Genomic DNA, 16766 nt, shown 5'->3' with positions numbered 1-16766 from the left:
TCAAGGGTATGAAAAAGCACATTAAAGCATTCTTATTGACAGGATTTACTGTAGCAATTATCTCGCATACTCAGGTATGTAAGGCGCAGGGCCAGGAATTACAGCAGTTGTTATTGAACATAGAAAAGCTTACCCAGCTGAAGAGCATCCTTTCAGATATGAAGACGGGATATCAGATCTATCAAAAGGGCTACACCACGATATCATCGCTATCCCAAGGAAACTTCAGTCTGCATGATGTGTATCTAAACGGCTTGCTTCAGATCAGTCCGGCTGTCAAGAACTACGGCAGAGTTGCTGAGATTATCTCTCAGCAGGCCAATCTGCTTAGTGAATACAAAAAGGCATTTACACGCTTTAAACAAAGTGGATCGTTTTCCGCAGGCGAACTGGACTACATGGGTAAGGTGTATAGTGGTCTGGTAAAGCAAAGCCTTGACAATATTAATGAGCTAACTAATGTTCTGACCGCTTCTAAATTGAGGATGACCGATGACGAAAGGATCAGAGCGATAGACCGTATATATGCAAACTCGACGGATAAGCTTCAGTTTTTACGATACTTCAACCGCAACGGTGTTATGCTCAGTTTGCAGCGAACGAAGGAAACCGGCGATGCGATCTCATTAAAAAAGCTTTACGGGATAAATCACTAATTCAATTATTATGAAAAAGGCATCTTTTTTAACCGCATTCATTGCGGTAACGGGAATCTTTTTCCCTTTATTTTCCAGCGCGGCCGGACTTGCAGATAACATCCAGGGATTGCAGGGAACATTGAACGGCGTTTACAATGATATGCTGCCCATGTGCAGCGGTTTGATCGGCGTAGGCAGGGCAATCGCGGGATTCGGCGCATTGTGGTATATCGGCAGCCGCGTTTGGCGGCAAATTGCGGCGGCTGAACCTATAGATTTTTACCCGCTGATGCGCCCTTTTGCACTTGGCCTGGCAATCCTGTTGTTTCCCACGGTCATTGCGATCATCAACGGCATTATGCAGCCTACCGTAAACGCAACCGGCGGTATGGTACAGAACTCTGATGCTGCAATTGCAGCCTTGTTAAAAGCCAAGCAGGAAGCCGTTGAAAAGACAGATACCTGGCAAATGTATGTCGGTACAGATGGTGATGGAGATCGGGATAAATGGTATAAGTACACCCATCCTGATGATCCTACTGGAGCAAATGAAGGTGTATTAGCAAGCGTCGGCAATGATATGAAATTCGCTATGGCCAAGGCGTCTTACAATTTTCGCAATACAGTCAAACAGTGGATGAGTGAAGTATTACAGGTGCTTTACGAAGCCGCCGCATTATGTATCAACACCATTCGTACGTTTTACCTGATCATTCTGGCTATCCTCGGGCCAATAGTTTTCGGGCTCGCTGTTTTTGACGGTTTTCAAAGCACATTAACGGTCTGGCTGGCTAAATACATCAATGTATTCCTATGGTTACCGGTGGCAAATATATTCGGTGCCATTATCGGCAAAGTGCAGGAAAATATGCTTAAGCTGGATATTTCACAGGTACAGTCAGCCGGTGATACCTTTTTCAGTTCAACAGACACCGCATACCTGATCTTCCTGATCATCGGGATCATAGGCTACTTCACCGTTCCCAGCGTAGCCAATTACATTGTCAATACAGGTAGCGGCCATGGGTTGCTACAGAAAGTGAATGCACTGGTCATCAGCAGTTCCAATACCACTATGGCGGCTGGTTCTCAAACAGGCGAACGGATGGTCAACGGTGCAGTTAATTTGAGCAATGCACCGGGCGATTTTATGAGCGGCTGGAACAGTGCGGGCCAGGAATCAAAATCACAGCCAGCTAACCATCAGGCTGCTCGAATCAATGGTAATTAAGTAGTTCACGATAAATTTTAAAAGCTATGTTTACACACCTCAAAAATATTGAAACGGCCTTCCGGCATGTGAAGCTTTTTAGTTACTTCCTGATAGCCGCCTGTACGATCATCTCCTGTTTTGCACTTTATAAAAGTTACCAGGCAGCAGACCTGGCCGGCAGGCACATCTACGTATTAGCGAATGGTAAAGCTTTAGAAGCCTTTGCCGCAGACCGGAAAGATAATATCCCGGTAGAAGCACGGGATCACATCAAAATGTTCCACCACTACTTTTTCACACTTGACCCTGATGAAAAGGTCATCAATGCGAATATCGGAAAAGCATTGTACCTGGCCGATGAAAGCGCCAAAAATCAGTACAACGATCTCAAGGAAAAAAGCTACTATAACAACCTGATTTCTGGTAATATCAGCCAGCAGGTTGTGGTGGACAGTGTTCAACTCGACATCGATCAGTATCCTTATTACTTCAAATGCTTTGCTACGCAAAAGCTGATCCGCGCTACATCTACGATCAATCGCAGTCTCGTTACCCAGGGTTATCTCCGAAATGTGGCACGTTCAGATAATAACCCTCATGGATTCCTGATACAGCATTGGGAAACGTTAGCCAACAGGGATACCACTCTTCAACATCAATAGCCATGAAAACACGCAGTAATGATAACAGCTCATCCATCGCGATGAATGACAAAATAGCGCAAGCGTTCTCAGCCTTTATATTAAGCGCTCAAGCTAAAATAGCAACAGCAATCGCTGGGCGGTTCAATGCCTACAGCGCTCGTAAGCAAAAGCTCGTGCTATTGAGTATCATGGCCATCACAATAGCCATCCTTTTAGCCGGGCTATTTACCAACTCTTATACGATACCTGCCATTCATCAATCCTATAAACCTGCAACACATATCGGCATGGCATCCGACGTCAATTTCTCTGGAAGAAAGGATGCACAATTAAAAGATTCATTAACCAAAAAATGATTAGATCATGGAAGCAACACAGAAACCAGGCAATCCGCTTGCCCACGCTCCCGAATTTCTGAAAGAGCGTAAATTTTTAATGATGATACCGGTATTGATCTTTCCTTTTCTAACGATGGCCTTTTGGGCGTTGGGTGGCGGACGGAACAGTAGCCGTATGACCGGCGAACAAGCGGCGGTCAAAGGGCTGAATACTACTTTACCTCAAGCTCAATTTAAAAATGGTAGTGATCAGGATAAAATGGGTGTCTATCAAACATCTGCGAAGAACTTGGACAGTTCCGCTGCGGGCAGCGTAAGCCAAAACTTCGTTAGTTCGATGGGCTTTGCTGAACAGCAGGCTTCACAAGGTGAACTGCAAAACACCCCTTCTTTATCAGGCGAACTAACGTCGATTGATCCTAATGAAGCCAAAATTCAGGCCAAACTTGCACAGATCAATACGCAGCTCAATCAGTCTTCGTCACCGGTACAAACGGGCGGTTATCAGCCGCAGTCAAATTCGGGTACAGAGGTTAAGCGATTGCAAATGATGATGGCTGCTATGAACAGCGGCAACGGCGAAGATCCGGAAATGAAGCAGCTCAGCCGCATGCTTCAGCAGATCAATGATATTCAAAATCCCGGCAACTCCGATAACATCCTTCGCGCCCGCTCCCTGAAAAATCGTAACCGTGTCTATGCGGTAACTGCCGTAAGCGACGACACCGACGAATATGGTGAAGGGTCCAACGTTAGGTATGCGAGCAACAAAACTGCTCAGGGTGAAAATGCGGAAGGGAATACCATCCAGGCCGTCATTCACGAAGATCAAACGCTGGTTAGCGGTGCGGTAGTTAAACTGCGGCTGGTAGACGGGATTTATGTTAAAGGTAAAATGATTCCCAAAGGCAGCTTTGTTTATGGCACTTGTGCTTTGAATAACGAACGACTGGACATTAAGATCGCAAGCATACGCTACCTGAATAACATCTTGCCAGTCGCCTTGACCGTGTATGATCTGGATGGCCTCGAAGGCTTGTATGTACCCGGTTCCATCAGCCGTGATGCTGCTAAGAACGGGATGGGCAACGCCGTAAGTTCCATGCAGCTGATGACCATGGATCAGTCTTTAGGCGCACAAGCAGCCGGGGCAGGTATTGAAGCTGCCAAGGGGCTATTCGGCAGAAAAGTGAAACAGATCAAGGTTAAAGTTAAAGCCGGGTATGAAGTTCTGCTTAAAGACAGTAATGACCGGGATAATTAAGGAGGTGATATGAAAACACTAACAGTCATATTTTTCCTTGCGTTGATAGTGAAGATAGCGTTTGCGCAGGATACTGCTTATGTAAGCCAAGACAAAGCTACCGCATTATTTTTTCCAAGGCTGGTTAAAGTGCTCGGCAGCCAAAACAGCAAGTATGTGGTAACTGACAAAGGCAATGGGGTGCTGACGATCAAAGCGGTAACCTCAAATAGCAAATTTGGTACACTCCGTGTTCAGGATCAAAGCACCAAAAAGGTCTATAGCATTCCGGTAGCTTATTCTTATGGACGAGCAGGGCGACGGATTGATTATGGTACTACGCTTGTTCGTGCCGTTGTAAATAACGAGCCGGAAAATACCGAAGAGATTATCGCGCAGCAATTAGCATCAGGAAAACGTGCTAACGTCGCAACCCATGAGAAAACGGGCGGTATCAAGGCCTGGATCAACAAAGTTTCACTTGCGGGTAACCGGATCTATTTGCGGCTTGATCTGCGTAATCATTCAAACTTGCCTTACGGGATTGATTTTGTCCGTTTCTATATCCGTGACCGCAAAACCGTAGACCGAATGGCAACTCATGAACAAGAGATCGTGCCGCTTTACAGCACGTTACGAAATCGTACAGCCGTGACGAAAGACCATGAAGTTGCCAAGGTGTTTGCCTTTAAACGGTTTTCTCTCTCAGACGACGAGGCCTTATTCATCGAAGTTTACGAGCGTTCGGGTAACCGGCATCTTTATTTACAGATCAGGCAGGACGATCTGAACGACATCAAAGTCCTTCCTGTACCAACACGGGCTGCGCTGACGCTTGCCGCTAATTAACAATCATTTAATTAACCATTTAATTCATACAGTTATGAACACACAAAATTCAGAATTCCTGAAAAAAAGTCTTTTGAATCTCGGTTTTGGAGAAAAAGTAAATGCGGAACTTGACAAGGAAATGGAAGCTAAAACGCCGGAGTTCAGATTAGGCTTAAGCCACGAGTTCAATCAAAAGACCGTCGACTACACGCTCTATTTCAAAGCAGGCGACAACCAGGACATGTACTTTTTTAATAAGTACGATGCACACATCCGGCATGAAGACGCTGCAAAAGAGGTTAGCCAAACGTTCTTCATTAATAAAGGAAACGGCGTTACGGCTAAAGAAGCCTTTAACTTGATGGAGGGACGTTCTGTCCATAAACAGCTCACGAACCTGGAAAATCAAAAATACCAGGCCTGGCTAACCCTTGACAACCAAAACCTGACCGAAAGTGGTAATAAGAAAATCAAGCATTATCACGAAAATTATGGTTATGATATTGAAAAGGTGATCGCCGGAAAAGGTATCAAAGAGCTGGAAGACCCGAAAGCAAAAGATGATCTATATCGTTCTTTGAAAAAAGGAAATGCGCAGCAGATCACTGTTGCATCCGGCGATGGCGAGAAAAAGTATTTCATTGCAGCTAACCCGCAGTTCAAGACCGTTGATCTTTACGACCATCAGATGAAGAAGATCAAACGCGAAGAACTGTTAGGTACAAGCACCAAAGCAGCAAAAAGCTTAAAGTCTCGTGCGCAGTCCTCGGAGGAACTGCCAAAAAAAAAGCAGTCGCGTAAAAGCAAAATGAGTGTTTAATATAATAAGCAACAGGTCATTATTGGCCTGTTGCTGTTTACTTATAGATACTTTACGATGAAAACATTAGATGAAGCCCAAAAAGTATTGCTAAAGGTATCAGAGGAGCAATGGTTGAAACTGGTGGAAATGCTTACCTATGGTGTTTTAGAACTCAATGCCAGAAGTTTAAAAAAAGTGGAGATCATGTACAGCGTCGGCCATTACCCGGCAATGCATTTTCGATTAACGACCGTTTTAAATGATCCGGCTGACGGTAATCCTTCACAGCAAGTATCCGGGTTTCGGTTTGCCTTTGACCAGGATATTGATGATGACGTATATGTCGAGCCCCTTAGTTCAGACGGCTACTGGGAGGACTATTTAGAAAAAGAAGGCATCAACCATGTGTTTGTCAGTAACGAGGTCGGTATCAGAAAGCTCTATCGGTTTATTGATGATGAGCTTAAACTTTGGGATGATACGGCCGTTGATAAAACCGAAATACCCGAGCAGGACGTTTGGAGGGAACTAAAGAGCTATGTTGATTTGTAGTTAAACTGTCTTAGCTCCCGTTAAGCATGCTCTAAAAGAAAGTTGGCGTCAATATTAAGTTGGGTGTGAACTGCCTTTAAAAAAGGAACATCCGGCTTTTGCTTGCCGTTCATGATCAGAGAAAGCTTGGCATCGCTGACATCAAGCTTTTGAGCCAGGTCACGTTGCTTCAGCTTCATTTCAAACATACGCATCTCGATCATCCCTACGATAGTCGTAGGTGCCTCGATCACATACTTAGCCTGCTCGTAACTTTGTGCAGCCAGTGCCATAGAACGGATCTCTGCAAGCTCATCTTTGGAAACCTTATCGCTTCCCTTGGCCATCAGGCCATCTATCTTAGCCATTACATCTTTGTAATCGGCCTCATTTTTTATCTCTTTCATCAGTTCCGTTGATCAAAAAGATTCGTTGAATGTTCTGCCGCCTTTCTCCACAGGCGGTTTATGGTGCCCGTTCTCTCAGATCGTCGAGCAATCGATCCGGTCATATTCCTTATGTGTTCCTACAAAACGAATATAAACCGTTCTGATATCGAAGAAGATCATCGCTACAATGCGGTAACGATTTCCCCGGATATCAAAAACAAAACGGTCATTACCTACGGCGTCCACCGTATTGAACATGGACTTTACCTCGTGAAAGTTAGCCCAGTCCGCCTGGCTCACCAACCGATACCAGTTATTCAAAGCATCCTTAGCATCCGCGTGAATGTCAAAGAAGTCTCGTAAAGTACCATAGCTGATGACAACCATAATCGCGAGTTGTTTTACAAATCTAAAAAAAATTTAGAAATTCTAAAAACAGTAAATAATAGCTATGTCCCGTTACGTTGTTGCTGGTTGTAACTTGAGCCAATGATCGAACAGCAATTCTTCCGAGTCAACATAGGTCATGTCCAACGGTGCAAGTTCCGGGTAATCAATTGGGGTGGCTTCCAGGGCAGTGCGGTAGCTTCGGTCTATGGTGCAAGCTTCCAGTAAACGTGACGGTATCTGTGTTAAAGCGATCTCCGAAAGCCTGGCTTCAATTGCGGGAGTTAGTTTCCCATTAACCGGTTTGGTCATCATCCATTCCCAAGCCAGATCGTCTGTCAAGAAGGTTGGCATTCGCAGTTTGGAATTGTGTATTTGCTTCATCAATTCGTTAGCCTGGGTCACGCCAAACGCTACTGTATTGACCCACTTGCCTGTTTCAGGATCTAGCCACTCATTGTAGAGGCCGGGAAACCAAAAATATTCCTGCCCTTTTACTCCTACCTGATAAGGGTATTTGATCATTTCTTTAAGCGGCTGACCTTTCTTGCCGATCTTTGGTATATGACGGGATTCCACCAGGCCGGTAGAAAGTACCAGGCACCTGCGGGTTACGGCAGCATCAGCCCACATAGAGCGTTTGCCGTCTTCCTTGACGAACAGGTTCTCCGCTTTAAAATTCAATGTGGTGTACTTTGCACGAAATATATTAGCCTCAGCACGGGTCTTGATATAACCGGGTACATAACCCCATTCGGCTTGGACGATCTCAAAATCCCGCCCGTCTTCTGTTGGGATCAGGATAGCACATGGCGCATAATTAAATCCATTATGCACGCCTACATTTAAGAAATCGTAATTTTTAACCGGTTTTTCCAGGCCTTTTAGCTCGATGTATTCCGCTCTGGTAACGCGCTGTCCGTTATAATAACACATAGCTTAATTTTTTTTATTTCTGATAAATTCGGCAATTAACCTGCCAACCTCTTCGGCTTCTTCCTGACGGCCTTCCGGTATGGATGTCCAAAATTTTACTTCTTTATTGTCCCGTGCAACCGTTATCGTCAATGGCTTTTTACCATCCGTGAATTGAAGGCGAAATATTCGCCTGCTTCGGATCTCGACTTCAGTGACCTCAGCCGAGTTGCCTTTGTATTGAATTGCAAACGGTGGTTCTATTGCCCTCATCTTACCTAAAATTAAAAAGTTTTTTCCAATAATCTGAACAGCCGGTGGCATGCCGTATATAAAAAGTATTATACGAGATCGCTCATCGTATCGGCTTTTCAATCAAGTATTTATTATTTACTAAAAATAGCTGTGCAAAAATAATTCAAAAAAGCCTTGAATTGCTAATATTTTTAGCATTAGTTTTGTTGCATATCTGACGACGGTCATGGGGGCGTGAACTAACGCCGGATGCTGGCCGTAACAAACAAAATTTTTCAACCAACAGCAATGTAATAACTGTGAACTATCATGAGCGCCGACCGTCAAATTATCCACATGGACCAGGACGCATTTTTTGTGTCCGTCGAGGTAAGGAAAGACCCTCGTTTAGTGGGCAGACCGGTGATCATTGGCAGTTTATCTGACCGTGGAGTGGTTGCTTCATGTAGTTATGAAGCGCGAAAATTCGGTGTGCATTCTGCCATGCCTGCCCGGCTTGCCCGCAGGCTATGTCCGCAAGGCGTTTGGATACGTGGTAATATGGATGAATACTCAAAAGCATCCCACGAGATCACGGAGATCATCCAGGAACAGGTGCCACTTTTAGAAAAAGCCAGTATCGACGAACACTACATCGATATGACCGGCATGGATAAGCACTTCGGCACCCTCCGCTACGCCAAAGAATTACGGGCAAAAGTCATCAAAGAAACAGGTTTGCCGATCTCTTTCGGTTTATCGGTCAACAAAACGGTGTCCAAGATGGCGACGAACGAATGCAAGCCCAATGGAGAGCTAAGTGTCGCCCGTCCAGGTGTTCAGTCCTTTTTAAATCCGCTCTCGATTCGCAAAATTCCTGGTTTGGGTGAAAAGACGTTCATCAAACTGAGTGATATGGGTATCAAAAGTATTCATACGCTTTCCCAGGTGCACCCGGAATACATGACCAGTATTTTAGGAAAGAACGGAATATGGCTGTTACAGAAAGCGAAAGGGATCGACGAATCCCCGGTTGTACCTTATCACGAACAAAAAAGTATCGGTACACAATCCACGTTCAACAATGATAGCATCGATGTGCAGAATATTAATTACTTACTGACGTCCATGGTTATGGATCTCGCTTTTGAATTGCGGCAGACCAAAAAGCAGACCGCGTGTGTGACGGTGACTATTCGTTATTCAACATTCGAAACAGTTACCAAACAGGCCCGCATACCTTATACTGCATTGGACAGCGTGTTGATCGGCAAAACAAAAGAATTGTTTAAGCAGCTTTATCAAAAACGTTTACTGATTCGGCTGGTTGGCGTTCGCCTGTCTAACCTGGTTAGCGGCTTCGAACAGATCGACCTCTATTCGGAGTCAGAAGAGCAGTATAGCCTTTGCCAGGCGATGGATAAAATTCGGCGTCGCTTTGGCCCTGGTTCAATCAAATTGGCTTCAGTTATTGATCTAAACTTATAGGCTATGTATCTAAATGTCCATTCACAATATAGCCTCCGTTTTGGGACGATGTCGATCCCTACATTGGTAGAAGAAGCAGTAGCACGCGGTATTACGCAAATGGTTTTAACCGATATCAATAACTCTACAGGCGTAATGGAGTTCATGCGGGAATGCGATCAAAAAGGGATCAAACCCATCGGCGGCATCGAGTTCCGCAGGGACAAACAGCTGCTGTACATCGGCATTGCGCAGAACAAAGAAGGCATGCGTGAATTGAATGAGTTTTTAAGTGAGCATAATTTGGAAAAAAGGCCGCTGCCAGATAGTGCACCTATATTTCATAATGCTTTTATCATTTATCCGTATAGCTATACCGCAGCGTTAAAGGGAAATGAATACCTGGGAATTCGTTTTGACGAACTCAATAAGCTGTATGGTTGTGATCTGGCAGCGATCAAAGATAAGTTGGTTGCCTTACAGCCCGTCGTTGTACTGGATAAAGTAGGGTATCGGCTGCATGAGTACCTGCGAAGCATTGACCTAAACATGGTGCTTACCATGATTAAGCCTGAAGATAAGTGTAAACCGACTGATATGTTCCTGCCGCCAGGCCAGATGGAAGCGAAATTTTCCCGTTATGCTTTTATTCTGGACAACACCCGCAATCTGATGAACCGTTGCGTGATGGACTTTCCCAAGGGCCGGATCAATCTGAACCGGCGGACATTTACCGGCAGCAGGGAGAATGACCGCGAACTTTTGGAAAAACTCGCGATGAAGGGTTTGGAGTATCGCTACGGTAAAAGCAATAAAGTCGCCCTCAAAAAGGTCAAACATGAATTGAAGGTGATCGATGAACTGGACTTTTGCGCATATTTTCTGATTACCTGGGACATTATCCGTTATTCATCTTCACAGGGCTACTACCATGTTGGCAGGGGGTCAGGCGCAAACAGTATTGTTGCCTATTGTCTGAAGATAACAGATGTTGACCCAATTGAACTCAATTTGTATTTTGAAAGGTTTTTAAATGCGCAACGTACTTCGCCACCGGATTTTGATATCGACTATTCCTGGGATGAACGCGAAGACGTACAGGACTATCTTTTCAAACGATATGACAAGCACCATACCGCCCTGCTTGGCACTATGTCTACCTTCAAAGACCGCAGTATCATTCGGGAGATCGGTAAGGTCATGGGCCTGCCGAAAACAGAGATTGACAGCTTTACCGACCCGAGGCAGGAAGAAGCGAACCGAAAAAATCCAACATTTAAGAAAATAGCGGCTATTTATGAGTTGATGGCCGATATGCCGAATCAGCGTTCTATTCATGCCGGTGGTGTGCTCATCACAGAAGAGCCGATAACGTACTATACAGCGCTTGACCTCCCGCCAAAAGGTATGCCTACCGTGCAGTGGGATATGTATGAAGCTGAGAAGATCGGGTTTGATAAATACGATATTCTCAGTCAGCGGGGTATCGGGCATATTAAGATGGCCGTAAAACTGGTAGAAGAAAATCAGCAGCGCAAGATCGACATCCACCAGGTTAAGGTTTTTATGAAGGATGCAAAGGTCAACGCCCAGCTTAAAAGTGGAAATACCATTGGTTGCTTTTATATCGAATCACCGGCCATGCGGCAGTTGATCAGGAAACTTAATTGCGATAATTACCTGACCTTAGTTGCCGCTAGTTCCATCATTCGTCCTGGCGTTGCCAGTTCGGGTATGATGGGCGAATACATCAAATACCACCATGCACCTGATAGTGTGAAGTATTTGCATCCGGTAATGGAGGAACAACTGCGCGAAACTTATGGTGTCATGGTCTACCAGGAAGACGTGATCAAGATCTGTATTCATTTCGCTGGCATGGATGGAACCGATGCGGATATACTCAGACGTGGGATGAGCGGAAAATATCGTTCAAAAAAAGAGTTCGATCGTCTCGTCGAACGTTTTTTTGAAGAAGCAAAGAAACTGGGCCGACCTGACGATATCGTCGCTGAGGTCTGGCGGCAAGTCTCTTCATTTGCGGGGTACAGCTTTTCTAAGGCACACTCGGCCAGTTTTGCGGTAGAAAGCTATCAAAGCCTGTTTCTTAAGACTTATTATCCAAGAGAATTTATGGTCGCGGTACTCAACAATTACGGTGGCTTTTATACCCGTTCCTTATATATCCACGAGCTACGAAAAGCCGGAGCTATTGTCCATTTGCCTTGTGTCAATAATAGCGATAGTATTGTTAACATCAATGGCGTTGACGTTTACCTTGGGTTTGTAGGTGTTCATGGTTTGAATGACATCTTTATTAACCTTATACCGGAAGAGCGCAGGGAAAACGGCTTGTATCGAAGCCTGGAAGACTTGATCAAACGCACAGGCATTGGCCTGGAACAAGCGATTATCCTCATCCGTGTGGGTGCTCTGCGCTTTACGGGCAAAAGCAAAAAGGAACTCCTTTGGGATGTGCATCTGCTGTTGGGTGCCAAAATGAAAGCAAGTAATGAGGTGGAATTATTTGCTGTAGAGGCAAAAAGCTATAGCCTGCCGGTATTGGTAAATACTCAACTGGAAAATGCCTACCACGAACTGGAACTCTTAGGTTTTCCTTTAAGTATGTCGAATTTTGATTTGCTACAAACGGATTACCGGGGCGAGATTGGTGCAGATGACCTGATCAATCACCTTGGTCAGCTCGTCAAAATGGTCGGCCTTTATGTCTGTGAGAAAACGGTACGTACCAAGACCGGGAAGCTCATGTGGTTTGGATCGTTTCTCGATGAAGAAGGCAATTTTTTTGATACCGTACACTTTCCGAACACCACTAAAACCTACCCATTTCATGGCGCAGGCTGCTACCTTATTTATGGTAAAGTGGTCGAAGAATTTGGTTTCGCCAGTATTGAAGTGATAAAATTTGCTAAACTTCAAATATTGACCAATCCTGTAATTGATTAACGATATGGACAGATTTACAATAACAACGCAAATAGCAGGAAAGCAAGTAGAGATACAATTTGATTTAAAAAAAATGCCCGGTGAAACTGGACCAAGTTATATGATTTCTATCGACGGTTTGTTCAGCGGTTATATCACCAAGGACAAAGCCGGATGTTATGTCAAGATGTTGAACTCTGAAATTCTAGAGGACTATATGGCTGTAATTAATGAAAAACTCGGTAAGTCAATAGTAAAATTATCCCAATAGTAGGAATGTATAAAAAGTCCAAAGTTGTACTTGTCCGTCTAGATCATGATCAGCCGATTAGCGATTATTACTATTTTGCATGGTGATCACATTATATGACTTTATGCACATGAGTGAGACCGACCAATACGAGATCGTATGGAAGGGTACTTTCTTGGGCGACCGACACGACAACGGACTTTGGATACAGTGCTACAGTTTGGGCTCGTTCTATGTTGAGTTATTTTATGACCAACAGGCCAATCAAGTTCAACGCTTACGGCCATTTACAAGGGTTGAACAATTAGCCCCATATTTATAAATACATACATCAAAGGGGCTGCAAGCCCTTAATGCAAACTTTATGATGAATTTATCAAGCTTTGCGATCTTGCACCATTATTCAGTTTATGAAAAAAACAAGGATTCTAAGTACAGGTCTGGCCCTTGCAACATTGGGGCTGATATCCTGGGGATTTAAAGGTCACAAGGCCGTTGCTACTATTGCACAAAAACACCTAAACGCAAGTGTCGCTTATGTGGCATCGGCTTACTTAAAGGGAGAACAAATGGAAGATGTGAGCACTTGGGCAGATGAGAATCGCGATCCGAAAACCGCACCTTGGCACTACATCAACTTGCCTTTAGGACTTACGAGGGATGCTTTTGTCAAAGCCGTACAGGAAAGCGACAATAACGTTTACACCGCTATTTTAAAGACGGAAGCTACTTTGAAAGATGCTAATGCATCTACCGATGCGAAAAATGAGGCGATGAAGTATCTCATCCATTTGGTTGGCGACGCGCATCAACCGATGCACGTAAGCCGCAAGGAGGATAAAGGTGGCAATACTATTCAGTTGCGTTTCGAAAATAAGGGCACTAACCTGCATAGCCTTTGGGATAGCAAACTAATTGATAAGGAAGGGTTAAGCCAGGAAGATATTGTTAGCAGATATGATGTAGCCACACCAACTGAAATTAAAAAGTGGCAAAGCGATGGGCCGATAGAATGGCTATGGGAAAGCTACCAGATCACTACAGAACTATATGCGAACGCCAAACCAGGGCAAAATATTGACGATCTTTACTATCAGAGATACATTTCAGTAGTTCGTAAACGGATCGATCAGGCCGGTATCCGGTTAGCCGGAGAATTGAATCGCCTGTTAGCCGGTCAGAAAGTTAAACCGACCGTTAATAACGTTACTTCAGCTATGACCTCAGCGATACCAGCTGTTGTCAAATTGGAAGATGTTAAAAATAGCATAGGAAAATCTGTAGTAGTTACAGGAAAAGTTTTCAGTAGCAGGGATATTGGTAGCATGATTTTAGTAAATCTTGGCGCGGCTTATCCCAACCAGTTGCTGACCATCGCGCTAAAGGGCAAGGCTAAGGAATTCGGCAGCCAGCTTGAAAATAAGACGCTTACCGTAGAAGGCGAAGTGATCGATTACAAAGGTAAACCGGAGATCATCATAACCGATCCGACTAAGATCAAGTTTTAAAATGAACGAGCCGTTTAACATTTTGGTAAATTATCTCGGTACGGAATATGAATTGAAAGCACGTTTCGAGCCATGGGGTTATACTCATCGCATCGTCGCGCTGGTTGGTGAGAATACATTTGTTTTTGAACCGGATGAAGAAGGTGGTTATAGGGCGTTAGCAGATAAGCTTTCAACAAACACGTCCACTGATGCTGGATTATTGCAGGCTGTTTCTGACCAACTTGTCAAGCTTAGCAATTAATAATTTAGAAATACGTTTGTTCGGCAAAACTATTTTTTGCTTTCTTCAATATTGTCGCTACCTTCATTGCAGGGAGCAAGCTCCGCAGTTGTGAGTGACTGAAAGGCAAGGCAATAAATACAATAGACAAGTCAACAGCAAATTTTTTGTTAAACCGCTGGCAGGGTTGTCTTTAAACACTCTCGACAACTTAAAAGTCAAGCTGCTATTAACAAAAGTTGCTATGAAACTTGAGATCACTAAGATTTGCGCAGATTCTTTACGCGCATTTACCCAAAACAATTACGGAATTAAGCTTAAACCGACGCATGCACATGAATTGGTAGCAGCCTATTTTGGCTATAGTTCCCGCGCAGCGTTACTTGCAGATCAACAATGTCCGGTCAGTAACCTGAGCAGTGCGGATGTTCTTGTTCTTAACCCGTCGATTCCATTAATTGATCAACGCCTTAAAGATTTAGCAGATCTGCCACCAGGACTTCCGCCCGGCCACATCCTTGCTGAAGGAATTTACGCACCTATTGTAAACGATGAACTGTTTTCCGGTAAAATATGGCCTGGACTTCATGAGGCGGCAAGATCATTGGTAGAAGAACGTGCAGCGGAATTTAGGATGTTTGGAAATAATATTGGCGAAATGGATTGGATATCCGACATTGATATTAGAACAACTGATACAGGTGCAGCGATCAGCGTTGTTTTTGATTATCCGACTAACTCCGCAAAGGCTCAAAGGTATTCTAAGGTTGAGATCACACTACCCAGGATCGCGGGTATTATAGGCTTTGCAAAACAGGAAGTTAAACCAATTTTCTATTATGGGCATACGACCGATCCGGACTACCGGTTAAAATTTGGAATTGATTAACATTCGAAAAATCTAATCTTGAACAATCCCCTTACTGTGTTGTAAGGGGATTTTTTTTAGGTGTCACTTTCAAATTAACTGATTTATGGTATAGATCAGACGGGTTGTTTGATTGAAATAAAGCTTCTCTTGGCTGTCCCTTGCGGCCAGGCTTTACACTATATCTTTTCCATGAAAAGGATGCCGTTTCAATCCCTGACAGGTAAACTGTTATAAATCCCTTGCAATAAGATCCGCTACTGCATTTTTGCCCGCGCTGCAAAAGCATTCGCCATCCGACAAAACTGCATCAAATTCCTATTAAGAGCATCTTTCAGGACTTCACTCGTTTACCCGCTCCATTTCATTACGCCGGGAAAAGCTTCGCTTGCCTTCACTCTGCACTTAAAAGACTGCTAAATATCTGATGCTTTTAAGATGCTATTTTCCAAAGAAAACGGACAAAAGCGGCGTCAAGATCGGTCAGCCCGGTCGTACGAACGCATAATGTCCTTCGCTATGCTGCGGCCACCCTTCGGGACTTATAGTTCTCCCGCCCAGCCTTTACGACCGCCTTTTTGACTTTCTTTTTTACCGTTTTTTCTTTTGAAAAATAGCTTTTAAGGGAAGTCTTCGGGAAAAGAGGGAAACGAAAAATAAATTTTTAACCCTTTAAAATCTTTTAAGATGAAAACAGCAGAAAAAAATGCGAACAGTGTACAAGGTGCAGCAGCAAAAGCAAACGAAGCGAACAGAACCCAAAACCGCCCAAGTCTGACAGGCAAAGAAGCTAAAGAACATGCAAACACTACAGATGAAAAGCCCGCCGAAAATTCACAAGCTGCGGAAGCTGCGCCTGCCCAGGCTGCGACCAGTGGCACCGCTACAGTGGATAACCAACCCGTTAACCCTGCAAACTTACCAGCAACCGAAGAAGTGAAAGACGAAGTGCAAACTGAGCCCATTAAAACAGAAGAAGTAAGATTTGAGCCTAAAAAGTTTGCGCTCAATTTAGAACAGACTCTAAAATCGGTAAATGACCTGCACCGCTTGTCTATTCAGCGTTTAGCGCTTATAGCCCGTATCAAGACCTTAGAGGATTTTGAGGTACAACTACAGGAAGAAAATGACGAACTGGAAAGCAACCCTTACCAAGGCTGCAAACTCATTATTCAGGATGATAAACGCCGTGAATTCGTGACCAACACGCCAAACCTTATCCGCATGGTGGCACAGTTCATTTTTGATGCCTGCCATGAAAAACTGGCCGACATTGAGGCAAACATTGTTTTTCCGAACGCCTGAACAAGTATTGCTCCCGGTGTATAGCCGGGGGCAT

General features: G+C 44.2%; 19 protein-coding genes. 15 read left to right on the top strand and 4 right to left on the bottom strand.

The window, feature by feature from the left end:
- Nucleotides 1-8 precede the first annotated feature (8 nt).
- Genes ABD960_RS12740 through ABD960_RS12705 form a run of 8 tightly spaced genes read left to right on the top strand, consistent with a single transcriptional unit; the run spans nucleotide 9 to nucleotide 6261 of the window.
- Nucleotides 9-656 (top strand): TerB family tellurite resistance protein, encoded by a 648-nt coding sequence (locus tag ABD960_RS12740; RefSeq protein WP_345331539.1) that lies wholly within the window; start codon nucleotides 9-11, stop codon nucleotides 654-656.
- A gap of 10 nt (nucleotides 657-666) precedes the next feature.
- A complete protein-coding gene (traJ, locus tag ABD960_RS12735) occupies nucleotides 667-1869 on the top strand; it encodes a conjugative transposon protein TraJ (protein ID WP_345331538.1) in 1203 nt (400 codons plus the stop codon).
- Nucleotides 1870-1895: 26 nt separating this feature from the next.
- A complete protein-coding gene (gene traK / locus ABD960_RS12730) occupies nucleotides 1896-2513 on the top strand; it encodes a conjugative transposon protein TraK (RefSeq protein ID WP_345331537.1) in 618 nt (205 codons plus the stop codon).
- A gap of 2 nt (nucleotides 2514-2515) precedes the next feature.
- Nucleotides 2516-2851, top strand: a complete 336-nt coding sequence (locus tag ABD960_RS12725; RefSeq protein ID WP_345331536.1) for a hypothetical protein — start codon at nucleotides 2516-2518, stop codon at nucleotides 2849-2851.
- 7 nt (nucleotides 2852-2858) lie between these two features.
- On the top strand, nucleotides 2859-4097 hold the full coding sequence (gene traM, locus ABD960_RS12720) for a conjugative transposon protein TraM (RefSeq protein ID WP_345331535.1): 1239 nt from the start codon (nucleotides 2859-2861) through the stop codon (nucleotides 4095-4097).
- 9 nt (nucleotides 4098-4106) lie between these two features.
- The gene (locus ABD960_RS12715; RefSeq protein ID WP_345331534.1) at nucleotides 4107-4925 is read left to right on the top strand and encodes a DUF4138 domain-containing protein; all 819 of its coding nucleotides are present in this window, start codon (nucleotides 4107-4109) and stop codon (nucleotides 4923-4925) included.
- A 34-nt stretch (nucleotides 4926-4959) separates the two neighbouring features.
- Nucleotides 4960-5727, top strand: coding sequence for a hypothetical protein (locus tag ABD960_RS12710; protein ID WP_345331533.1), 768 nt, complete (start codon nucleotides 4960-4962; stop codon nucleotides 5725-5727).
- 57 nt (nucleotides 5728-5784) lie between these two features.
- Nucleotides 5785-6261, top strand: coding sequence for a hypothetical protein (locus ABD960_RS12705; protein ID WP_345331532.1), 477 nt, complete (start codon nucleotides 5785-5787; stop codon nucleotides 6259-6261).
- A gap of 20 nt (nucleotides 6262-6281) precedes the next feature.
- Here the strand turns inward: ABD960_RS12705 and ABD960_RS12700 are convergent, their stop codons facing one another.
- The 4 genes from ABD960_RS12700 to ABD960_RS12685 all read right to left on the bottom strand — a co-directional run bounded on the left by ABD960_RS12700 (nucleotide 6282) and on the right by ABD960_RS12685 (nucleotide 8204).
- Entirely contained in the window at nucleotides 6282-6647 is a 366-nt protein-coding gene (locus ABD960_RS12700) for a helix-turn-helix domain-containing protein (protein WP_345331531.1), read from the bottom strand.
- 75 nt (nucleotides 6648-6722) lie between these two features.
- Entirely contained in the window at nucleotides 6723-7016 is a 294-nt protein-coding gene (locus ABD960_RS12695; protein ID WP_345331530.1) for a type II toxin-antitoxin system HigB family toxin, read from the bottom strand.
- A gap of 72 nt (nucleotides 7017-7088) precedes the next feature.
- Nucleotides 7089-7952, bottom strand: a complete 864-nt coding sequence (locus ABD960_RS12690) for an SOS response-associated peptidase family protein (protein WP_345331529.1) — start codon at nucleotides 7950-7952, stop codon at nucleotides 7089-7091.
- Between the two features lie 3 nt (nucleotides 7953-7955).
- On the bottom strand, nucleotides 7956-8204 hold the full coding sequence (locus tag ABD960_RS12685; RefSeq protein ID WP_345331528.1) for a hypothetical protein: 249 nt from the start codon (nucleotides 8202-8204) through the stop codon (nucleotides 7956-7958).
- A 291-nt stretch (nucleotides 8205-8495) separates the two neighbouring features.
- On the opposite strand from ABD960_RS12685, the gene dinB reads away from it, so the two are divergent.
- The 7 genes from dinB to ABD960_RS12650 all read left to right on the top strand — a co-directional run bounded on the left by dinB (nucleotide 8496) and on the right by ABD960_RS12650 (nucleotide 16732).
- Complete coding sequence (gene dinB / locus ABD960_RS12680) at nucleotides 8496-9653, top strand: DNA polymerase IV (protein ID WP_345331527.1); 1158 nt, start codon at nucleotides 8496-8498, stop codon at nucleotides 9651-9653.
- Between the two features lie 3 nt (nucleotides 9654-9656).
- Entirely contained in the window at nucleotides 9657-12599 is a 2943-nt protein-coding gene (locus ABD960_RS12675; RefSeq protein WP_345331526.1) for a DNA polymerase III subunit alpha, read from the top strand.
- Between the two features lie 4 nt (nucleotides 12600-12603).
- Complete coding sequence (locus tag ABD960_RS12670) at nucleotides 12604-12849, top strand: hypothetical protein (RefSeq protein ID WP_345331525.1); 246 nt, start codon at nucleotides 12604-12606, stop codon at nucleotides 12847-12849.
- Nucleotides 12850-13238: 389 nt separating this feature from the next.
- Complete coding sequence (locus ABD960_RS12665; RefSeq protein ID WP_345331524.1) at nucleotides 13239-14336, top strand: S1/P1 nuclease; 1098 nt, start codon at nucleotides 13239-13241, stop codon at nucleotides 14334-14336.
- 1 nt (nucleotide 14337) lies between these two features.
- Nucleotides 14338-14580 (top strand): hypothetical protein, encoded by a 243-nt coding sequence (locus ABD960_RS12660; RefSeq protein WP_345331523.1) that lies wholly within the window; start codon nucleotides 14338-14340, stop codon nucleotides 14578-14580.
- Between the two features lie 94 nt (nucleotides 14581-14674).
- Nucleotides 14675-15448, top strand: a complete 774-nt coding sequence (locus ABD960_RS12655; RefSeq protein WP_345331522.1) for a hypothetical protein — start codon at nucleotides 14675-14677, stop codon at nucleotides 15446-15448.
- A 666-nt stretch (nucleotides 15449-16114) separates the two neighbouring features.
- Nucleotides 16115-16732: a hypothetical protein gene (locus tag ABD960_RS12650; protein WP_345331521.1), complete on the top strand. Its 618-nt coding sequence runs from the start codon at nucleotides 16115-16117 to the stop codon at nucleotides 16730-16732.
- The last annotated feature ends 34 nt before the right edge of the window (nucleotides 16733-16766 follow it).

The organism is Mucilaginibacter defluvii, from assembly GCF_039543225.1.
Lineage (GTDB): Bacteria > Bacteroidota > Bacteroidia > Sphingobacteriales > Sphingobacteriaceae > Mucilaginibacter > Mucilaginibacter defluvii.
Note: the sequence above shows the minus strand (reverse complement) of the source record. Positions and strands in the feature narration are given on the sequence as shown.